The organism is Pseudomonas sp. W2-17 (genome assembly GCF_041060445.1).
Lineage (GTDB): Bacteria > Pseudomonadota > Gammaproteobacteria > Pseudomonadales > Pseudomonadaceae > Aquipseudomonas.
The window spans coordinates 49808-66794 of sequence record NZ_JAUFNS010000017.1; the positions used below are offsets into that span (position 1 = coordinate 49808).

The 16987-nt window shown below is 58.0% G+C and carries 15 protein-coding genes; 6 read left to right on the top strand and 9 right to left on the bottom strand.

Translation table 11 applies throughout. The features are described 5' to 3' along the window. Window positions 1-2: 2 nt before the first annotated feature. On the bottom strand, window positions 3-482 hold the full coding sequence (locus QWI20_RS20145; RefSeq protein ID WP_062379340.1) for an RNA pyrophosphohydrolase: 480 nt from the start codon (window positions 480-482) through the stop codon (window positions 3-5). 166 nt (window positions 483-648) lie between these two features. On the opposite strand from QWI20_RS20145, the gene QWI20_RS20150 reads away from it, so the two are divergent. Then, the gene (locus QWI20_RS20150; RefSeq protein ID WP_369306930.1) at window positions 649-1305 is read left to right on the top strand and encodes an HAD family hydrolase; all 657 of its coding nucleotides are present in this window, start codon (window positions 649-651) and stop codon (window positions 1303-1305) included. A gap of 81 nt (window positions 1306-1386) precedes the next feature. On the opposite strand, the gene QWI20_RS20155 is transcribed toward QWI20_RS20150, so the two are convergent. Together QWI20_RS20155 and ilvA are read right to left on the bottom strand one after the other, a co-directional pair. Next, on the bottom strand, window positions 1387-1815 hold the full coding sequence (locus QWI20_RS20155) for a DUF2269 family protein (RefSeq protein WP_369306931.1): 429 nt from the start codon (window positions 1813-1815) through the stop codon (window positions 1387-1389). 63 nt (window positions 1816-1878) lie between these two features. Further along, window positions 1879-3393 (bottom strand): threonine ammonia-lyase, biosynthetic, encoded by a 1515-nt coding sequence (ilvA, locus tag QWI20_RS20160; RefSeq protein WP_369306933.1) that lies wholly within the window; start codon window positions 3391-3393, stop codon window positions 1879-1881. A 154-nt stretch (window positions 3394-3547) separates the two neighbouring features. Between ilvA and rpiA the strand changes: the two genes are divergently transcribed. Next, complete coding sequence (rpiA, locus tag QWI20_RS20165) at window positions 3548-4219, top strand: ribose-5-phosphate isomerase RpiA (RefSeq protein ID WP_369306934.1); 672 nt, start codon at window positions 3548-3550, stop codon at window positions 4217-4219. Window positions 4220-4425: 206 nt separating this feature from the next. On the opposite strand, the gene QWI20_RS20170 is transcribed toward rpiA, so the two are convergent. From QWI20_RS20170 to QWI20_RS20185, 4 genes are all read right to left on the bottom strand, one after another. Next, the gene (locus tag QWI20_RS20170) at window positions 4426-5337 is read right to left on the bottom strand and encodes an SdiA-regulated domain-containing protein (protein ID WP_369306935.1); all 912 of its coding nucleotides are present in this window, start codon (window positions 5335-5337) and stop codon (window positions 4426-4428) included. 139 nt (window positions 5338-5476) lie between these two features. Further along, window positions 5477-6397, bottom strand: coding sequence for an SdiA-regulated domain-containing protein (locus QWI20_RS20175; RefSeq protein WP_369306936.1), 921 nt, complete (start codon window positions 6395-6397; stop codon window positions 5477-5479). Window positions 6398-6568: 171 nt separating this feature from the next. Beyond that, entirely contained in the window at window positions 6569-7234 is a 666-nt protein-coding gene (locus tag QWI20_RS20180; RefSeq protein WP_369306937.1) for a fumarylacetoacetate hydrolase family protein, read from the bottom strand. A 36-nt stretch (window positions 7235-7270) separates the two neighbouring features. Then, entirely contained in the window at window positions 7271-8665 is a 1395-nt protein-coding gene (locus QWI20_RS20185; RefSeq protein WP_369307004.1) for an FAD-binding oxidoreductase, read from the bottom strand. Between the two features lie 169 nt (window positions 8666-8834). Between QWI20_RS20185 and serA the strand changes: the two genes are divergently transcribed. Together serA and QWI20_RS20195 are read left to right on the top strand one after the other, a co-directional pair. Next, complete coding sequence (serA, locus tag QWI20_RS20190) at window positions 8835-10064, top strand: phosphoglycerate dehydrogenase (protein ID WP_369306938.1); 1230 nt, start codon at window positions 8835-8837, stop codon at window positions 10062-10064. Window positions 10065-10374: 310 nt separating this feature from the next. Further along, on the top strand, window positions 10375-11700 hold the full coding sequence (locus tag QWI20_RS20195) for an OprD family porin (RefSeq protein ID WP_369306939.1): 1326 nt from the start codon (window positions 10375-10377) through the stop codon (window positions 11698-11700). Window positions 11701-11878: 178 nt separating this feature from the next. On the opposite strand, the gene QWI20_RS20200 is transcribed toward QWI20_RS20195, so the two are convergent. Further along, window positions 11879-12208 (bottom strand): DUF2790 domain-containing protein, encoded by a 330-nt coding sequence (locus QWI20_RS20200; protein ID WP_369306940.1) that lies wholly within the window; start codon window positions 12206-12208, stop codon window positions 11879-11881. 242 nt (window positions 12209-12450) lie between these two features. Here QWI20_RS20200 and QWI20_RS20205 point away from each other — a divergent pair, with 242 nt between their 5' ends. Next, window positions 12451-12660 carry a hypothetical protein gene (locus tag QWI20_RS20205; protein WP_369306941.1) on the top strand — a complete coding sequence of 70 codons (210 nt, stop codon included), beginning with the start codon at window positions 12451-12453 and terminating at the stop codon, window positions 12658-12660. 192 nt (window positions 12661-12852) lie between these two features. Further along, on the top strand, window positions 12853-13770 hold the full coding sequence (locus QWI20_RS20210) for a cation diffusion facilitator family transporter (RefSeq protein WP_369306942.1): 918 nt from the start codon (window positions 12853-12855) through the stop codon (window positions 13768-13770). A 57-nt stretch (window positions 13771-13827) separates the two neighbouring features. On the opposite strand, the gene QWI20_RS20215 is transcribed toward QWI20_RS20210, so the two are convergent. Then, on the bottom strand, window positions 13828-16965 hold the full coding sequence (locus tag QWI20_RS20215) for a CusA/CzcA family heavy metal efflux RND transporter (RefSeq protein ID WP_369306943.1): 3138 nt from the start codon (window positions 16963-16965) through the stop codon (window positions 13828-13830). Between the last annotated feature and the right edge of the window lie 22 nt (window positions 16966-16987).

The window sequence follows — 16987 nt, forward strand, 5'->3', positions numbered from 1 at the left end:
TGTCAGTCGCGCGCCAACAGGCGCGGGGCAAGCTCTTTGAGTGCGCGGCGATATACCTCGCGCTTGAATGTCACCACCTGGCCCAACGGGTACCAATAACTGACCCAACGCCAGCCATCGAATTCCGGTTTGCCGGTCAAATCCATCCGCACCCGCTGCTCGTTGGAGATCAGGCGCAGGAGAAACCATTTTTGCTTCTGGCCGATGCACAGCGGCTGGCTGTGGGTACGGACCAATCGTTGCGGCAGACGATAGCGCAACCAACCCCGGGTGCAGGCAAGAATTTCAACATCATGCCGTTCCAGCCCGACTTCTTCATTCAATTCACGGTAAAGCGCGTCTTCCGGGGTCTCCTGAGGGTTGATCCCCCCCTGCGGAAACTGCCAGGCGTCTTGATTGATGCGCCGAGCCCATAAGACCTGGCCAGCATCATTTGTCAGAATTATCCCGACATTAGGGCGAAAACCATCGGGGTCGATCACGGCTACAACCTCGCAAACGCATGTCGCCGCATTGTTCCACAAAGATCGTGAAGGCAGCAACGAGGCTGCGACAGCTTATCGTGACAACTGCATTAATAGATGCGATCTCTCGGGCAAACCTCGTATTCTTGTGCTCTTTTTTCTGATATTTCAGCGAGTAAAGCTTATGCGTCTGGCCCTGTTCGACCTCGACAACACCCTTCTCGGCGGCGACAGCGACCATGCCTGGGGCGATTACCTGTGCGAGCGGGGCATCCTCGACGGCGCTGCCTACAAGGCGCGCAACGATGCTTTTTATCAGGACTATCTGGCCGGCACGCTGAACCTGACCGACTACCTGAATTTCAGCCTGGAGATTCTGGGGCGCACCGACACAGCGCAGCTCGACGAATGGCACCGGGAATTCATGCGCGACTGCATCGAGCCGCTGATTCTGCCAAAGGCCATGGCCCTCATCGCCAAGCACCGGGACGCTGGCGACAAACTGGTGGTAATCACAGCGACCAACCGTTTTGTCACCGCGCCGATCGTGGCCCGGCTGGGCATCGACACCTTGCTGGCGACCGAGTGCGAGATCGTCGACGGCCGCTACACCGGGCGCACCACTGACGTGCCGTGCTTCCGCGAGGGCAAAGTGACCCGCCTGAATCGCTGGATCGAAGAGAATGGCTTCAATCTCGATGACAGCTGGTTCTACAGCGATTCGATGAACGATTTGCCATTGCTGGAGCAGGTGGCTAATCCGGTCGCAGTCGATCCTGATGAGAAGCTGCGCGCCGAGGCCACCCGTCGCGGCTGGCCGGTGATTTCACTGCGCGATTGAAAGCCTTCGCTAGCAAGCTCGCTCCCACCGTTCTTTGTCGGCAGGGGCATCTACGTTGGCGTCAGTTTGGATGACTGAGGTTTAGACCGGTTTGGCGCCCATGAGACCGGCAATCGCCACGAAGCAGACGACGCTGAAGATGGCCAGCGCCAGGGTGAAGCGGGAATTACCCACGATGACTGGCCGGCGCAGACGATTGACCCGCACCGCCAGCCAGGCCCAGCTCAAGGCACCGAAGAGATACAGCACGCTCGCCGCCAGCAGCCAGGTCTGCCCCAGCGGCCAGCCGACGTAGTGCACCAGCCACCAGCCGCTGATCGGCAGGGTCAGTAAACACACGCCCATCAGCACCCAGGCAAATGCCCACGGTCGTTGCATGGCGCGGTTCTGCACGGTCGCATCGCCGGCCCGACGGCCGCGCACAATCCACACGATCAACCCCAGCGCGCAGATGAACAGCAGCACCGTACTGACGACGTGCAGGATTTTCAGTGCAGCGAAGTGTTCCATGGTGTTCGTGTCCCTGTGTCCGGCGGTGTTTGAAGCGTAGCAGCCTGTCGCATGCCGCTGCCGTTATCCCAAAAACAGCTTGTACGCCGGGTTCTTGGTTTCATCCCAGTACGGATATCCAATCTCCGCCAGCGCCTGCGGCACCAGATGCCGTTCATCCTCCGGCACCACCAGTCCGGCCACCACACGCCCATCTGCCGCACCATGGTTGCGGTAGTGGAACATCGAAATATTCCATTTCCCGCCCAGCTTGTTCAGGAAGTTGAACAACGCGCCCGGCCGCTCGGGGAATTCGAAACGCAGCACCACTTCGTCGCTGACCCTCTCCGAATGCCCGCCGACCATGTGCCGCAGGTGCAGCTTGGCCAGTTCGTTGTCGGTCAGGTCGAGCACAGGAAAACCCTGCTCCGTCAGGCTTGCGATCAGGGCTTTGCGAGGGTCTGTGTCCGGATGGGTCTGCACGCCGACGAAGATGTGCGCCTCGCGGTCGGTGTGGTAGCGGTAGTTGAATTCGGTGATCTGCCGTTTGCCGATGGCCTCGCAGAACGCTTTGAAACTGCCCGGCTGTTCCGGGATGGTCACGGCGATGATCGCCTCCCGGCCTTCGCCCAGCTCAGCGCGCTCGGCGACATGGCGCAAGCGGTCGAAGTTGACGTTGGCGCCGGAGTCGATGGCGACGAACGTTTGCCCGGTGACTTCGTACTGTTCGGTGTACTTCTTGATCCCGGCCACGCCCAGAGCGCCAGCAGGCTCGGTGATCGAGCGGGTGTCGTCGTAGATGTCCTTGATCGCCGCGCAGATTTCATCGGTGCTGACCGTGATCACTTCGTCGACGTAATCCTTGCAGATCTCGAAGGTGTACTGCCCAATCTGCGCCACCGCCACGCCATCGGCGAACAGCCCGACCTGCTGAAGTACCACGCGCTCGCCGTAGGCCATGGCCTGTTGCAGGCAGTTGGAATCGTCCGGCTCGACGCCGATCACTTTGATTTCGGGGCGCAGGTATTTCACGTACGCGGCGATGCCGGCAATCAACCCGCCGCCGCCCACCGGGACGAAGATCGCGTCCAGCGGGCCCTGATGCTGACGCAGGATTTCCATCGCCACGGTGCCTTGCCCGGCAATGGTGTCAGGGTCGTCATACGGGTGGACGTAGACGTAGCCGTGTTCCTCGACCAGCTTCAGCGAATACGCCAGCGCTTCGGGAAACGAGTCGCCATGAAGTACGACTTTTCCGCCCCGGGAGCGCACGCCTTTGACCTTGATCTCCGGGGTGGTCTTGGGCATGACGATGGTGGCGGACACGCCCAGCGTCTTTGCTGCCAGCGCCAGGCCCTGCGCATGATTGCCCGCCGACGCCGTCACCACGCCCCGCGCCAGTTCCTCCGGACTCAACTGCGCCAGCTTGTTGTACGCGCCGCGAATCTTGAAGGAGTACACCGGCTGCAAGTCTTCGCGCTTGAGCAGCACGTTATTGCCCAGGCGTTGAGACAGCTGGCGGGCGGCGTGCAGCGGGGTTTCCACGGCAACGTCGTACACGCGGGAGTTGAGAATCTTTTTGACGTAGTGCTCGAGCATCGGAGAAGAATCGCTGGCGAAGGGGCAAGACCCGGAAGTCTACCCCTCGCCCCGGCGCACGACCACATCAAGACTCAGGCTTTGACGACGGCATGTCGTTATACTGCCGGCCCTCGGACCTATCGCTATTCCCTGTAACCGGAGCCCACCTCGCATGACCCAGGATCAACTCAAACAGGCCGTTGCCCAGGCCGCCGTCGATTTCATCCTTCCGAAACTCGACGACAAAAGTGTCGTGGGCGTGGGCACCGGCTCTACCGCCAATTGCTTCATCGACGCACTGGCCCTGCACAAAGGTGCGTTCGACGGCGCAGTCGCAAGCTCCGACGCAACGGCCGCACGCCTCAAGGGTCACGGGATTCCGGTGTATGAGCTGAACACGGTCAGCGATCTGGAGTTTTACGTCGACGGCGCCGATGAAAGCGACGAGCACCTGAACCTGATCAAAGGCGGCGGCGCAGCCCTGACCCGCGAGAAGATCGTGGCCGCCGTGGCCAAAACCTTCATCTGCATCGCTGACGCCAGCAAGCTGGTGCCGGTGCTGGGCGCCTTCCCCCTGCCTGTCGAGGTGATCCCGATGGCCCGCAGCCACGTGGCCCGCGAGCTGGTGAAGCTGGGCGGCGACCCGGTCTACCGCGACGGCGTGCTGACGGACAACGGCAACATCATCCTCGATGTGCATAACATGAACATCACCAACCCGGCGGAAGTGGAAGCGCAGATCAACAACATCGTCGGCGTCGTCACCAACGGCCTGTTCGCCGAGCGCCCGGCGGATCTGCTGCTACTGGGTACTCAGGAAGGCGTGAAAACCCTCAAGCGCTAAAGGTTGCGGGGCAAGGTTGATCCGGTTGAAGAGGACTTCCCGACCACCGAGATAACCCTGCCGTGCTCGTTACTGTGGGAGTGAGCTTGCTCACGAAGACTGCAGTGCAGCCGCTGAAAATTCAGCGGATGTACTACCCCTTCGCGAGCAAGCTCGCTCCCACAAGTCATTCGTCGCTCGCTCGATCCTCGCCAGATACGGCCGGATCAGCGCTTCTTGAACACATAAAACAGGTTCGGCTCGCTCACGACGTACAAGGTGCCGTCGTCCCCCATGGCGATGCCCTCGGCCTGGGGCACGCTTTTGCTCAGGCCCATGCTGCCCTTGGTCAGTGACACGTTGGCGACCGGCTTGCCTTCCGTGTCCAGTTCGAGAATCTGCCGCGACTCATCCGACAGCGCCAGCAGATGCCCGCTGCGCTCATCGAATTGCAGGCTAGACAGGTCGCGCACGAACAGGCCCGCATCCCGCTGCTTGCTGGACGTTACTTCCAGGATATTCGGGGAATGGGTTCCTGCGTCAGGAAAGCCGCGCACTTCGATGATCTGCACCGGCCGCCGCTCTTTGGCGACGAACAGCCGACGGCCCTGATTATCGTAGGCCAGGCCCTCAAAACCGTTGTTGCCGCCGGCGTCGATGCCAAGCGTCAGCTGCTCAGCATCGGCGGCGTCGAGGAATGTCGTGTCGTCATCCACGTGAACCTTGATCAGCCGCTGACTGTGCTCGTCACTGATGACGTAGATCCCGGGGCTGATGTACTCGACCGCTTCGGCATCACCGAATCCGGTCAGGGGGATTCGCCTGAGAATCCGCCCTTCCAGGCTCAACTCGACCAGCTCAGGGTCTTTGTTGGTGACGGTGAACAGGGTTTTGCGCTGCGGATCAAAGCTAAGGGCGGAGACGTTGGCCTTCAGGCCGTCGATGGCCTGCGCTTCAATCTCGACTTCGTAAGCGTCGAGACCAAGCGCCTGGGCGTCGCTGGACTGCCAGAACACGTACCAGTTGAACCAGAGCCGCTCGATGACCCGGTACTCGCGCGCCACGAAAAACGACGCGGTCAGCAGCAACAGGACAAGTAACGTGAGCACGACGCTCTGGAACGGGGAAACACGACGCATGCAGGGGGCTCGACTTCAGTGGGGCGGTTTTAATAGCACCGTATTCTGAAGCCAAACTGAAAGCCATATGACATCTCGTTTCGGCCTTACAGAGCTCAAGCGAGAGCGGGCAGACGATCAGGCCGATACCGGCCCGGCGTTACTGCCGCTTGAAGGTGTAAAACAGGTTGGGCTCGCTGACCATGTAAATGGTGCCGTTTTCGTCCATCGCTACCCCTTCGGCGCGCGGGATGGTCTCGCTCAGGCCATTGAACCCATGCAACAGCGTCATGAAGCTGACCTGATTTCCCTTGCCGTCCAGCTCCAGCAGCATATGCGACTCGGCGGACAGCACCAGCAAATGCCCGGTCTTCTGGTCCGCGTACAGGGACGACAGATTGCGCACGATCAGGTTGTCATTGATCAGCTTGCGCTTCTCGCCCTTCACCTCGCTGCTGCCATCGGCCTTCCAGCTGTACAGCGCCGGCGGACGCTCTTCGCCAAACAGGAACTGCTGATCCCGCGGGTCCCAGGCGATGCCTTCGAAGGCTTTGTTCTGATCCTTCGACGGACCGAGGTCGTACTTGGGGAAGTCGGCAATGTTCAGGGTTTTGGTTTCAGGGGTAACGTGAACGATGGTCATCAGGTGCTGGCGCTCATCGACGATGGCAATCAGCCCGTTGCCCAGAACGGCGACGCCCTCGGGGTTGCCCCAGCCCTGGAGCGGGATCTTGCGAATGACGTCCCCGGTCAGGGTGATCTCGGAAAGAAAGGGGTTTTTGCCCATCACCGAATACAGGGTCTTACTCACCGGGTCGTAGGACAGGTCCGAGGCCTCGTCCTTTTCCATGCCGGCCAGCGGCTTGGCGTCGATGTCGACCTTGTAATCCGGCAGCCATATGCCCGCCGCGCGCTCGGCCGGCGTGACATTGCGTTCGCGCAGCCATAACAGGCCGCGATCGTCCCAGTGCCAGGCCAGGGTCAGACCGGCGAGGATCACCAACGCCGCGATGAGCAGCCACCACCAACGGAAACGCAGACGGCTTTTGCGGTGTGTCAGCGGTGGGGCGTTATCGACCATCGAGGCAATCCTGAAAGGCAACTATCGGCACAGCGGCAAGGCGCTGCGGTCGGCGGGGGATTATCCAGATCCCATGTGAAAAAAACGGCAACCCGCGCAAACCGGTCAGGCTTTCACACAAGAAAAAGGCCACCTTCTTAGGGGCGGCCTGAATGTTCTTACCGGGTCACATCAGCGTACGTCGCTTTCGAAGCGGCTCTGGCCTGTCAGCTCGAGCACAATCTCATCGCCCACGTTGAAAGGCCCCACACCAGCGGGCGTGCCGGTCATGATCAGGTCGCCGGCCTGCAGCGAGAACTGCGAGGCCATGTGCTGGATCATCGGCACGATCGGGTTGAGCATGTGGCTGCTGTTGCCGTCCTGGCGGACTTCGCCGTTGATGGTCAGGCGGATGGCGATGTCAGTCAGATCGGGGTAGGCGTCAGCGGATACGAACGGCGCAATGACCGCCGCGCCGTCGAAGGACTTGGCGATTTCCCACGGCAGGCCTTTCTCTTTCAGCTTCGACTGCACGTCGCGCAGCGTCAGGTCCAGGCCCGGCGCGAAGCCGGAGATCGCGTCGAGGACTTCTTCGCGGCTCGGGCTCTTGCTCAGCGGCTTGCCGATCAGCACGACGATTTCGGCTTCGTAGTGCACCGAACCCCGGTCCTGAGGAATGCTGAAGCCACCCTCGATCCCGACCACGCAGCTGCCCGGCTTGATGAACAGCAGCGGTTCAGTGGGGACCGGGTTGTCCAGCTCCTTGGCGTGCTCGGCGTAGTTGCGGCCGATGCAGACAACTTTACCGAGTGGAAAGTGAACCTTGGTGCCGTCGACGTACTTGTGCTGATAGCTCATGAGCGCTCCTGAGAACTTGTTGTAATGGGGAACCGCTTACACCGCGAAAATTTTGCCGGGGTTCATGATGCCGTTCGGGTCGAACACCGCCTTAACGGCTTTCATGTATTCGATTTCCACCGGCGACCGGCTGTAGTGCAGGTAATCACGCTTGGTCATGCCGACGCCGTGTTCTGCGGAGATCGAGCCGTTGTAATTCTGCACGATTTCGAACACCCACTTGTTCACCGTTGCGCACTTGGCAAAGAACTCGTCATTGCTCAGGTTTTCCGGCTTGAGGATGTTCAGGTGCAGGTTGCCGTCGCCGATGTGACCGAACCAGACGATTTCGAAATCCGGGTAGTGCTGACCAACGATTGCGTCCACTTCAGCAAGGAACGCCGGGACCTTCGAAACGGTGACCGAGATGTCGTTCTTGTACGGCGTGAAGTGGGAAATAGTTTCAGAAATGTATTCGCGCAGTTTCCACAGGTTCTGCAGTTGCTGTTCGCTCTGGCTCATCACGCCATCCAGCACCCAGCCCTGCTCGACACAGTGCTCGAAGGTTTCCAGCGCGTGGTTGGCCACTTCTTCGGTAGTCGCTTCGAATTCCAGGAGTGCGTAAAACGGGCATTCGGTGTCGAACGGGGACGGCACGTCACCGCGCGCCATGACCTTGGCCAGCGCCTTGTCCGAGAAGAACTCGAATGCGGTCAGGTCCAGCTTGCTCTGGAACGCGTGCAGCACCGGCATGATGGCGTTGAAATCGGTGGTACCGAGCACCATCGCGGTGAGGTTTTTCGGCGCGCGGTCCAGTCGCATCGTCGCCTCGACCACGAACCCCAGCGTGCCTTCGGCGCCAATGAACAGCTGACGCATGTCGTAGCCGGTGGCGTTTTTGATGAGGTCTTTGTTCAGTTCGAGCAGGTCGCCCTTGCCGGTGACCACCTTGAGGCCCGCGACCCAGTTGCGGGTCATGCCGTAGCGGATCACCTTGATTCCGCCGGCGTTGGTGCCGATGTTGCCGCCGATATTGCTCGAGCCTGACGACGCGAAGTCCACCGGGTAATACAGGCCGTTTTCTTCCGCGAGATTCTGCAGCTGTTTGGTGACCACGCCTGGCTGGCAGATGGCAGTGCGATCCGTCAGGTTAAGTTCGAGCACCTGATTCATGTAATCGAAGTTGACGACCACCTCACCGTTGGCGGCAACAGCGGCGGCGGACAATCCGGTGCGGCCGCCCGACGGGACCAGCGCCACCTTGCGTTCGTTGGCCCAGCGGACGATGGCCTGCACCTGTTCGGTGGTCTTGGGAAAGACGATGGCGGTGGGCGCCGGGGCGAAATGTTTGGTCCAGTCCTTGCCGTAGGCTTCGAGGGAATCGGCGTCGGTCAGGACCTTGCCGGGCTCAACCAGGGTCTTCAGCTCATCTATCAGCGCAGGATGGGTCATCAACAGAACTCTCGAACAATTCATGGTCATCCTGAGAACGGCTCACGTCCAGGAATGGGGTGTTTCGCGGGGTGCATATGCTAGCATACGCCCCCCGCCAATCGAGCTTTCGGCCGATTTGCGCGCGCTTCACTTACTGCCATTCTCTCCGGGACACAGGTTTACGCAGATGAGCAAGACTTCCCTCGACAAGAGCAAGATCAAGTTCCTTCTTCTCGAAGGCGTCCACCAGTCCGCGGTCGACGTCCTCAAGGCCGCCGGTTACACCAGCATTGAGTACCACACCAAGTCTCTGCCGGAAGCCGAACTGAAGGAAAAGATTGCCGACGCTCATTTCATCGGTATTCGTTCCCGCACCCAACTGACTGAAGAACTGTTCGACAGCGCCAAGAAACTGGTCGCGGTCGGCTGCTTCTGCATCGGTACCAACCAGGTTGACCTGAACGCAGCCCGCGAACGCGGCATCGCTGTGTTCAACGCCCCCTACTCCAACACCCGTTCGGTGGCGGAGCTGGTGCTGGCCGAGGCCATCCTGCTGCTGCGCGGTATCCCGGAGAAGAACGCTTCCTGCCACCGTGGTGGCTGGATCAAGAGCGCGGCCAACTCGTTCGAGATTCGTGGCAAGAAGCTCGGCATCGTCGGCTACGGCTCGATCGGCACTCAGTTGTCGGTCCTGGCTGAAGGCCTGGGCATGCAGGTGTACTTCTACGACACCCTGACCAAGCTGCCGCTGGGCAACGCCACTCAGGTATCGAGCCTGAACGAGCTGCTAGGCATGTCCGACATCGTCACCCTGCACGTTCCGGAAACCAACGAAACCCAGTGGATGATCGGCGAGAAAGAAATTCGCACGATGAAGAAGGGCGCCATCCTGATCAACGCGGCGCGCGGCACGGTGGTCGAACTCGACGCACTGGCTGACGCGATCAAGGATCAGCACCTGATCGGCGCGGCCATCGACGTGTTCCCGGTTGAGCCACGCTCCAACGACGACGTGTTCGAAAGCCCGCTGCGCGGCCTGGACAACGTGATCCTGACCCCGCACATCGGCGGCTCGACCGCTGAAGCCCAGGCCAACATCGGGCTGGAAGTGGCAGAGAAACTGGTCAAGTACAGCGACAACGGTACGTCGGTTTCTTCCGTCAACTTCCCGGAAGTGGCCCTGCCGGCTCACCCTGGCAAGCACCGCCTGCTGCACATCCACGAGAACATCCCGGGCGTGCTGATGGAGATCAACAAGGTCTTCGCCGAAAACGGTATCAACATCTCCGGTCAGTTCCTGCAGACCAACGAGAAAGTCGGCTACGTGGTCATCGACGTCGACGCCGAGTACTCCGATCTGGCGCAAGAGAAACTGCAGCACATCAAAGGCACCATTCGTAGCCGTGTTCTGTTCTAAAACGCGGTTTCAGGGTGGTGGAAAAGAGACCTTCGGTTCTTTAACTGCACTTTTCTATCCTGAATAAACAATTAGCCCTCTGAAAAGAGGGCTTTTTTTTGCCCGCCAACAGCTCACCCTCATGCCTTGAGTTAGAAGCCGGGCAAGTACGGAGCGTCCTCAGATACTTCATTGCAGATTTGTAATGTTCAAATCATCCCGTCGTTATCTTCCAGTCGTCAAGATTGCGCCCACTGGCAGCTCTCGGATTTAAAAATATAAGCCAGGTCGACACGTCTAAAAGCAATCTGCCGATTCGTACGGAGCGCACATGACTCACCTTAGAAAAATGTCCCTCGCGGTTTTCTCAACGCTCGCGAGCGTCACGCCTGTTGCCGGTTTTGCAGAGGAGCAAAAAGAAGGGTTTATCGAAGGCAGTACGTTCAACGTTCTAAGCCGCACCTTTTATATGAACCGTGATAACCGTAAAGGGCAGTCGACTGCTACCGGGAACGGCTATTCCGAAGCAACGGCGCAAGGCTTTATCGCCAAATTCGAATCCGGTTTCACACAAGGTACATTCGGCGTGGGGGTGGATGCTTTTGCCTTGATGGGGATCAAGCTTGATACCGGCGGAGGCCGGAACGGATTTCAGAGCTCTTTCGACGTCTTGCCTGTCGATAACGACGGCGAGGCCGAGGACGAATACACCAAGCTGGGTGGCTCCGTGAAGGCACGGGCATTCGATACGGTCGTCAACGTCGGCGACGTATTCCCGTCGACCCCAGTCGTATCCTTTGGTGATTCGCGTGTTCTTCCCGAAAGCTTTCGGGGTGTCACAGCCACGAACAAAAGCATCAGCGGGTTGACCGTTCAGGGCGGTCGACTTCATTCGATGAGTCAGCCCCAGTCAACTTCAATCCGCGACAACTTCGCTACGTTCTACGCGGGTCCGGTCAACTCTCCATGGATTGGTTACTTCGGTGGTGACTACGATGCAACCGATCGGCTGACCCTGGGCCTGTACGGAAGCCGCCTGAAAGACGCGTGGGACCAGAAGTACGCCTCTGCCTCCTACGTACTTCCCCTTTCCGATCAAATGGCTCTGACCGGTAGCGTCAACTACTACAACGCAACCGATGAAGGCAAGAAGCTTCTCGGCAAGTTCGACAATGATATCTGGAGCGTGAAGGTCGCCCTGAAATATGGCTCTCACACCTTCGCATTGTCGCACCAGCGCAACCAGGGCGATGACGACTTTGACTACCTGAGACAGTCGGACTCGATCTACGTCGCCAACTCCATTCAATACAGCGACTTCAACTCGCCGAAGGAACGGTCTTGGATGGCGACCTACAACCTGGACATGAGCAACTTTGGAGTGCCAGGTCTCTCGTTCATGACCCGGTATGGCAAGGGTACAGACGCGGACTATTCCAACGCCAACAGCACGTACATGCGTCGAGACTCAGACGGTAATCCGCTCAAAGATCAAAAACGCTGGGAGCGGGATATCGAAGCGAAATACGTCGTCCAGACCGGCACGTTGAAAGATCTGTCGCTGCGCCTGCGCCAGGCGACCACAAGGGCTACTGCGTTTGAGTCGGACCTTGACGAGGTGAGGCTGATCGTCGAATACCCCATCAGCGTCCTCTGAGGGCTAACGGGCAGCCCCAGCCAAAGCGTCTTTAGGTGCCCTGATGGGCACCTTTTTTGTGCCGCAACAAAGGCGCCATTTATCCCGACAGTACGGCTTTTTTGAGGAAAAAAAAGCGGCCATGAAGGCCGCTCCGATGCTGAATTCAAACAGGGTAATGATGCATCAGCAAACAGTGTCAATTTTTGCCTCGGCAACCGCTCATGACCTGGTATTGCAACGTGTTTAACTCACCCTTGGCGTCTTCGTAGGTCATTAGTTTAGTCATCACTTTACAGACCCTCGTCTCCGGGGAGACTCGGACGACCTTCGCAATATCCAGCTTCATCCCATATTTATATTCAACAATAGCTGGTACAGGTTTATTTTCTCGGGCCGCATACTGAATGACCACTTCCTGATGTTCTTTGATGATGTTGTTCGCCACCGAGTCATCGCTTGCAAAGGCGTAAGAAGCGACGGGCGAAAGGATTGCAAGGGCAAAAATAAAGGATTTGGCAATGCGCATGTTTTGTCTCCGTTTAAGTGATGACCTAACTTAACCAATCAGCACTTACTGGAACGTTGCGCGAGAATTACCATTTGGAAATCTTGTCGCGGGCATGGGATTTAGCGGCGCTGCTCTTTCCTGACAGAATTGTAATTGTTCCCTCACGTTCCTGTTAGCCACCGCGACTTACTATTGCCTCAACTCCTGATGAGCCCAGACGCTGATCAGGTACTGCCATTCCACTCCATACGGTAACAACCATGAATCTCATCAAATCGTTGGTTCTGACGGTCGCCGCTCTCTCTAGCACTTCTCTGTTCGCCCAAGACGGCAGTGAGCGCTCAAATCATGCAGCTCAAAAAATGCGAATCGCGCAAGAAGTACGATTCAACGATAAAAAGGCTGCCACTGAATATGTCCGCGTTGAGGAAAAATCCCGCGCTGACGACGTGAAAAAGTCCGAAGGCTAATACCCTCCGGCAACCCTATTCACCTTTGGAAGCTCCCGAGCTCCTTTGGTTAAGGTGAATCTTTAAGCGCCCATTGGGCGCTTTTTTTTGCTTGTTTTTCGACGGCCCAAGGATGAACGGCCCTGCCAGACTGCATGTCATAGTCAGTTCAACCATTACCTCTCCCTGTCCATGAATCCCAAGGATCTCTCGATGAGCTCAGGTCACAGCCACGGCCAAGTGCGCGCAGGCCATGAAAAAATGCTTTTCATGGCGCTTCTTCTCACGACAGGTTTCATGATCGCCGAGGTCATAGGCGCCTGGATCACGGGAAGCCTCGCACTCTTGTCTGATGCCGCACACATGTTCACTGACTCGGCTGCCTTGGGTATCTCGCTGTTAGCCTTCCAGATTGCCAAGCGACCCGCCGACCGAAATCGAACATTTGGCTACGCGAGGTTTGAAATCCTCGCCTCTTCAGTCAATGCCATTCTGCTGTTCTTCGTGGCCATCTACATCTTGTACGAGGCCTACGAAAGACTCCTCACGCCTGCTCCCATCCAGTCGGTCGGCATGCTGGTCATTGCCACGCTGGGGCTCGTCGTGAACCTGATTTCCATGCGGATGCTGGGAAGTGCCAGCGGAGAAAGCCTGAATGTAAAGGGAGCCTATCTGGAGGTCTGGAGCGACATGCTCGGCTCGATAGGCGTAATTGTTGCGGCAGTCGTCATCTGGTTCACCGGGTGGGCTTGGGTGGACTCCCTCGTGGCAGCCGGTATCGGACTCTGGGTGCTGCCAAGAACCTGGACGCTTTTGCGTGAAAGCATGAACGTACTTTTGGAGGGTGTGCCCAATGGCATTGAGCTCAAAGAGGTTGAGCAGACCATTCTGGCGGTCGAGGGTGTCAAGGCGATCCATGATCTCCATGTGTGGTCAGTCACCAGCGGAAAGAACGTCATGAGCGTGCATGTGGTGATAGCGCAGGCGTCCCTGAACGGACAGGAAATCCTGGCCAACGTGACCACCTCCGTGAGCCAGGGCTTCGAAATCGACCACTGCACCATTCAACTCGAACATGATGGTTTCCATGATGACGAGCACAGCGCAGAAGGGCATGAACACCACGCGTGAAAAAGCTCGCGCCAGTCTCCCGGCGCGAGCTCTTCAACGGAGGAACGGAAAGAACGGTTAGTCCTCTTCTTTCCTGTGGGCCCATTGATAAAGCGCTGGCAGGACGAGCAGCGTCAGCGCTGTGGAGGAAAGGATTCCTCCAATGACCACGGTTGCCAACGGTCGTTGAACCTCAGCGCCTGTCCCCGTTGCCAAGGCCATCGGGATGAACCCCAGTGACGCGACTAACGCAGTCATCAACACTGGCCTCAAACGAGTGAGCGCACCCTCATTGATCGCGTCGCCCAGTGAGCGTCCCTCTTCACGCAAGTTGCGAATGAAGGCGATCATTACCAGGCCGTTCAGTACAGCCACGCCGGACAAGGCAATAAATCCAACCCCGGCCGAAATCGACAACGGGATGTCCCGTAGCCAAAGTGCAAGCACGCCCCCCGTCAAAGCAAATGGAATGCCTGTGAAAACCAGCAACCCATCTTTCAGGTTGTTGAACATCATGAACAGCAATGCGAGAACCATCAGCAAAGCCACCGGCACCACAATCTGGAGACGTTTGGCAGCCGATTGAAGCTGTTCAAACTGACCGCCCCAATCGGTCCAATAGCCAGGCGGGATTTTCACTGCGCTGTCGATGCTTACACCTGCTTCCTGAACGAACGAACCGAGGTCACGTCCGCGAACGTTGGCGCTTACGATCACCAGACGCTTCCCGTTTTCGCGACTGATCTGATTAGGCCCGAGTATCAGATCCAGCGTCGCCACTTGCGACAACGGGATGAAGTTGATTTGCTGATCGCTACTGCCCGCGGTAGCCGGAACCGGAATCAGCAAACTGGAAAGCCCGGCGACATCGGTTCGCATCTCATCCGACAGCCGCACAACCATATCGAACCGGCGGTCCCCTTCATAAAGAGTGCCGGCCCGACGACCTCCCACACCCGTAGCAATAGCGTCCTGCACGTCGCCCACGTTCAGACCGTAACGTGCGGCTTTGTCCCGATCGATGTTGATGGTCAACACAGGCAAGCCCGTCGTCTGCTCGACTTTGACCTCAGACGCGCCCGGCACTTTTTGCAGAGTGGCCGCGATCTGACTTGCCGTTTGATTCAGCACGTCCATGTCGTCGCCGAACACCTTCACCGCAACGTCGCTTCGTACCCCTGAAACAAGCTCGTTGAAGCGCAGTTGGATAGGCTGGGAGAACTCGTAGTTACTCCCTGGCACGCCCGCTGCCGCCTGCTGCAACTCTGCAATGAGCGACTCACGAGATTTGCCCGGATCTGGCCATTGGCTTTGTGGTTTCAGCATGACGTAGCTATCGGAAATGTTTGGCGGCATCGGGTCGGCAGCAATCTCTGCGGTACCTGTTCGAGCAAACATTCGTTCTACTTCAGGCACCTTTTCAACGATGGCTTTTTCAAGGCGCTTCTGCATTTCTACAGACTGAGTGAGGCTCGTGCCCGGCACCCTAAGGGCTTGCAGCGCAAAGTCACCCTCGCTCAGGCTGGGTACGAACTCACTGCCCATTCGGCTGGCGGTGAAGCCGGACAAGACGATCAGCACAAAGGCCATGCTGAAAGCGATCGCACGATGCTGCAGCACCCACGCCAGAACCGGTGCGTAACGCACCCGAGCCGTGCGCATGACGAAACCTTCTTCTTCCTTCACTTTGCCAGTCACGAACATCGCGATCGCGGCAGGTACAAAGGTGACGGAAAGGATCATGGCGCCCAACAATGCGATGACCACGGTAAACGCCATGGGATGGAACATTTTGCCTTCCACACCGGTGAGGGCAAAGATCGGCAGATAAACGACCATGATGATCAACTGGCCGAAAATGAGCGGTCTGCGAGCTTCTTTAGCGGCGGCAAACACTTCGTGAAAACGCTCGGTGCGCGTCAGCATCCGGCCGTACTTGTGCTGCGCATGAGCAAGCCTTCGAATCGCGTTTTCAACGATCACCACAGCCCCGTCCACGATGATGCCAAAGTCGAGCGCCCCCAGGCTCATCAGGTTTGCGCTGACCTTGTTGGCAAACATGCCGGTAAACGTGAACAACATAGCGAGCGGGATCACCATGGCGGTGATCAAAGCGGCGCGGATATTACCCAGAAACAGGAACAAAATTGCGATGACGAGAATGGCGCCTTCAATCAGGTTCTTCTTGACGGTCGCGATGGCCTTTTCAACGAGATTGGTACGGTCAAACACCGTCACCGCGTGGATACCCTGAGGCAGCGAGCGGTTGATATCAGCCAGTTTCGCAGCCACTGCTTGCGAGACCGTTCGGCTGTTTTCTCCGATCAGCATGAAAACCGTGCCCAGGACAACCTCACGCCCGTTCTCGGTAGCGGCTCCCGAACGCAGTTCCTGTCCGATACCCACATCAGCGACGCTGCTGACCCTGATCGGCGTGCCCTGGACGTTCGCGATGACGATGTTCGCGATGTCCTTCACCGTGCCGAGCTGGCCAGGTGCTCGAATCAACAGCTGCTCGCCCCCACGTTCAATGTAGCCGGCCCCGACATTGGCGTTGTTACGCTCAAGCGCGGCGACGAGATCGTTCAGCGTCAGCTTATAAGCAGCAAGCTTTTTGGGATCAGGCGCGATCTGGTACTGCTTGGCGAAACCGCCGATCGTGTTGATCTCGGCAACGCCGGGAACGTTGCGCAACTGTGGCTTGATGATCCAATCCTGAATGACTCGAAGATCGGTGGGTGTATAGGCGCTTCCATCCTCCTTCCTGGCGCCTTCTTCAGCCTCGACAGTCCAGAGAAAGATCTCGCCCAGGCCCGTTGAAATGGGCCCCATGACGGCCTCAACTCCTTCAGGTAATTGCTCCTTGGCAGTCTGGAGACGCTCACTCACCAACTGACGGGCGAAGAACAGATCGGTGCCGTCTTCGAAAATGACCGTCACTTGGGATAGACCAGAACGCGATAGCGAACGGGTCTGCTTCAGACCGGGCAACCCGGCCATACTCGTTTCGATGGAAAAGGTAACCCGTTGCTCCGTTTCCAGGGGTGAAAAGCCTGGAGCGGCGGTATTGATTTGAACCTGAACGTTTGTGATGTCAGGTACCGCATCAATAGGCAGTTTCTGATAACTGGCAATACCGAGCCCCGCCATCAGCAAGACAGCGAGCATCACGACAATGCGCTGCTCAATCGCGAATTGAATCAACCGTTCAAACATGGCGTTTTACTCTTGCGACGCA

Coding starts and splice junctions, on each gene's coding strand:
- QWI20_RS20150 (WP_369306930.1), top strand. CDS start 649: ATGCGTCTGGCCCTGTTCGACCTCGACAACACCCTTCTCGGCGGCGAC.
- QWI20_RS20155 (WP_369306931.1), bottom strand. CDS start 1,815: ATGGAACACTTCGCTGCACTGAAAATCCTGCACGTCGTCAGTACGGTG.
- ilvA (WP_369306933.1), bottom strand. CDS start 3,393: ATGCTCGAGCACTACGTCAAAAAGATTCTCAACTCCCGCGTGTACGAC.
- rpiA (WP_369306934.1), top strand. CDS start 3,548: ATGACCCAGGATCAACTCAAACAGGCCGTTGCCCAGGCCGCCGTCGAT.
- QWI20_RS20170 (WP_369306935.1), bottom strand. CDS start 5,337: ATGCGTCGTGTTTCCCCGTTCCAGAGCGTCGTGCTCACGTTACTTGTC.
- QWI20_RS20175 (WP_369306936.1), bottom strand. CDS start 6,397: ATGGTCGATAACGCCCCACCGCTGACACACCGCAAAAGCCGTCTGCGT.
- QWI20_RS20180 (WP_369306937.1), bottom strand. CDS start 7,234: ATGAGCTATCAGCACAAGTACGTCGACGGCACCAAGGTTCACTTTCCA.
- QWI20_RS20185 (WP_369307004.1), bottom strand. CDS start 8,665: ATGACCCATCCTGCGCTGATAGATGAGCTGAAGACCCTGGTTGAGCCC.
- serA (WP_369306938.1), top strand. CDS start 8,835: ATGAGCAAGACTTCCCTCGACAAGAGCAAGATCAAGTTCCTTCTTCTC.
- QWI20_RS20195 (WP_369306939.1), top strand. CDS start 10,375: ATGACTCACCTTAGAAAAATGTCCCTCGCGGTTTTCTCAACGCTCGCG.
- QWI20_RS20200 (WP_369306940.1), bottom strand. CDS start 12,208: ATGCGCATTGCCAAATCCTTTATTTTTGCCCTTGCAATCCTTTCGCCC.
- QWI20_RS20205 (WP_369306941.1), top strand. CDS start 12,451: ATGAATCTCATCAAATCGTTGGTTCTGACGGTCGCCGCTCTCTCTAGC.
- QWI20_RS20210 (WP_369306942.1), top strand. CDS start 12,853: ATGAGCTCAGGTCACAGCCACGGCCAAGTGCGCGCAGGCCATGAAAAA.
- QWI20_RS20215 (WP_369306943.1), bottom strand. CDS start 16,965: ATGTTTGAACGGTTGATTCAATTCGCGATTGAGCAGCGCATTGTCGTG.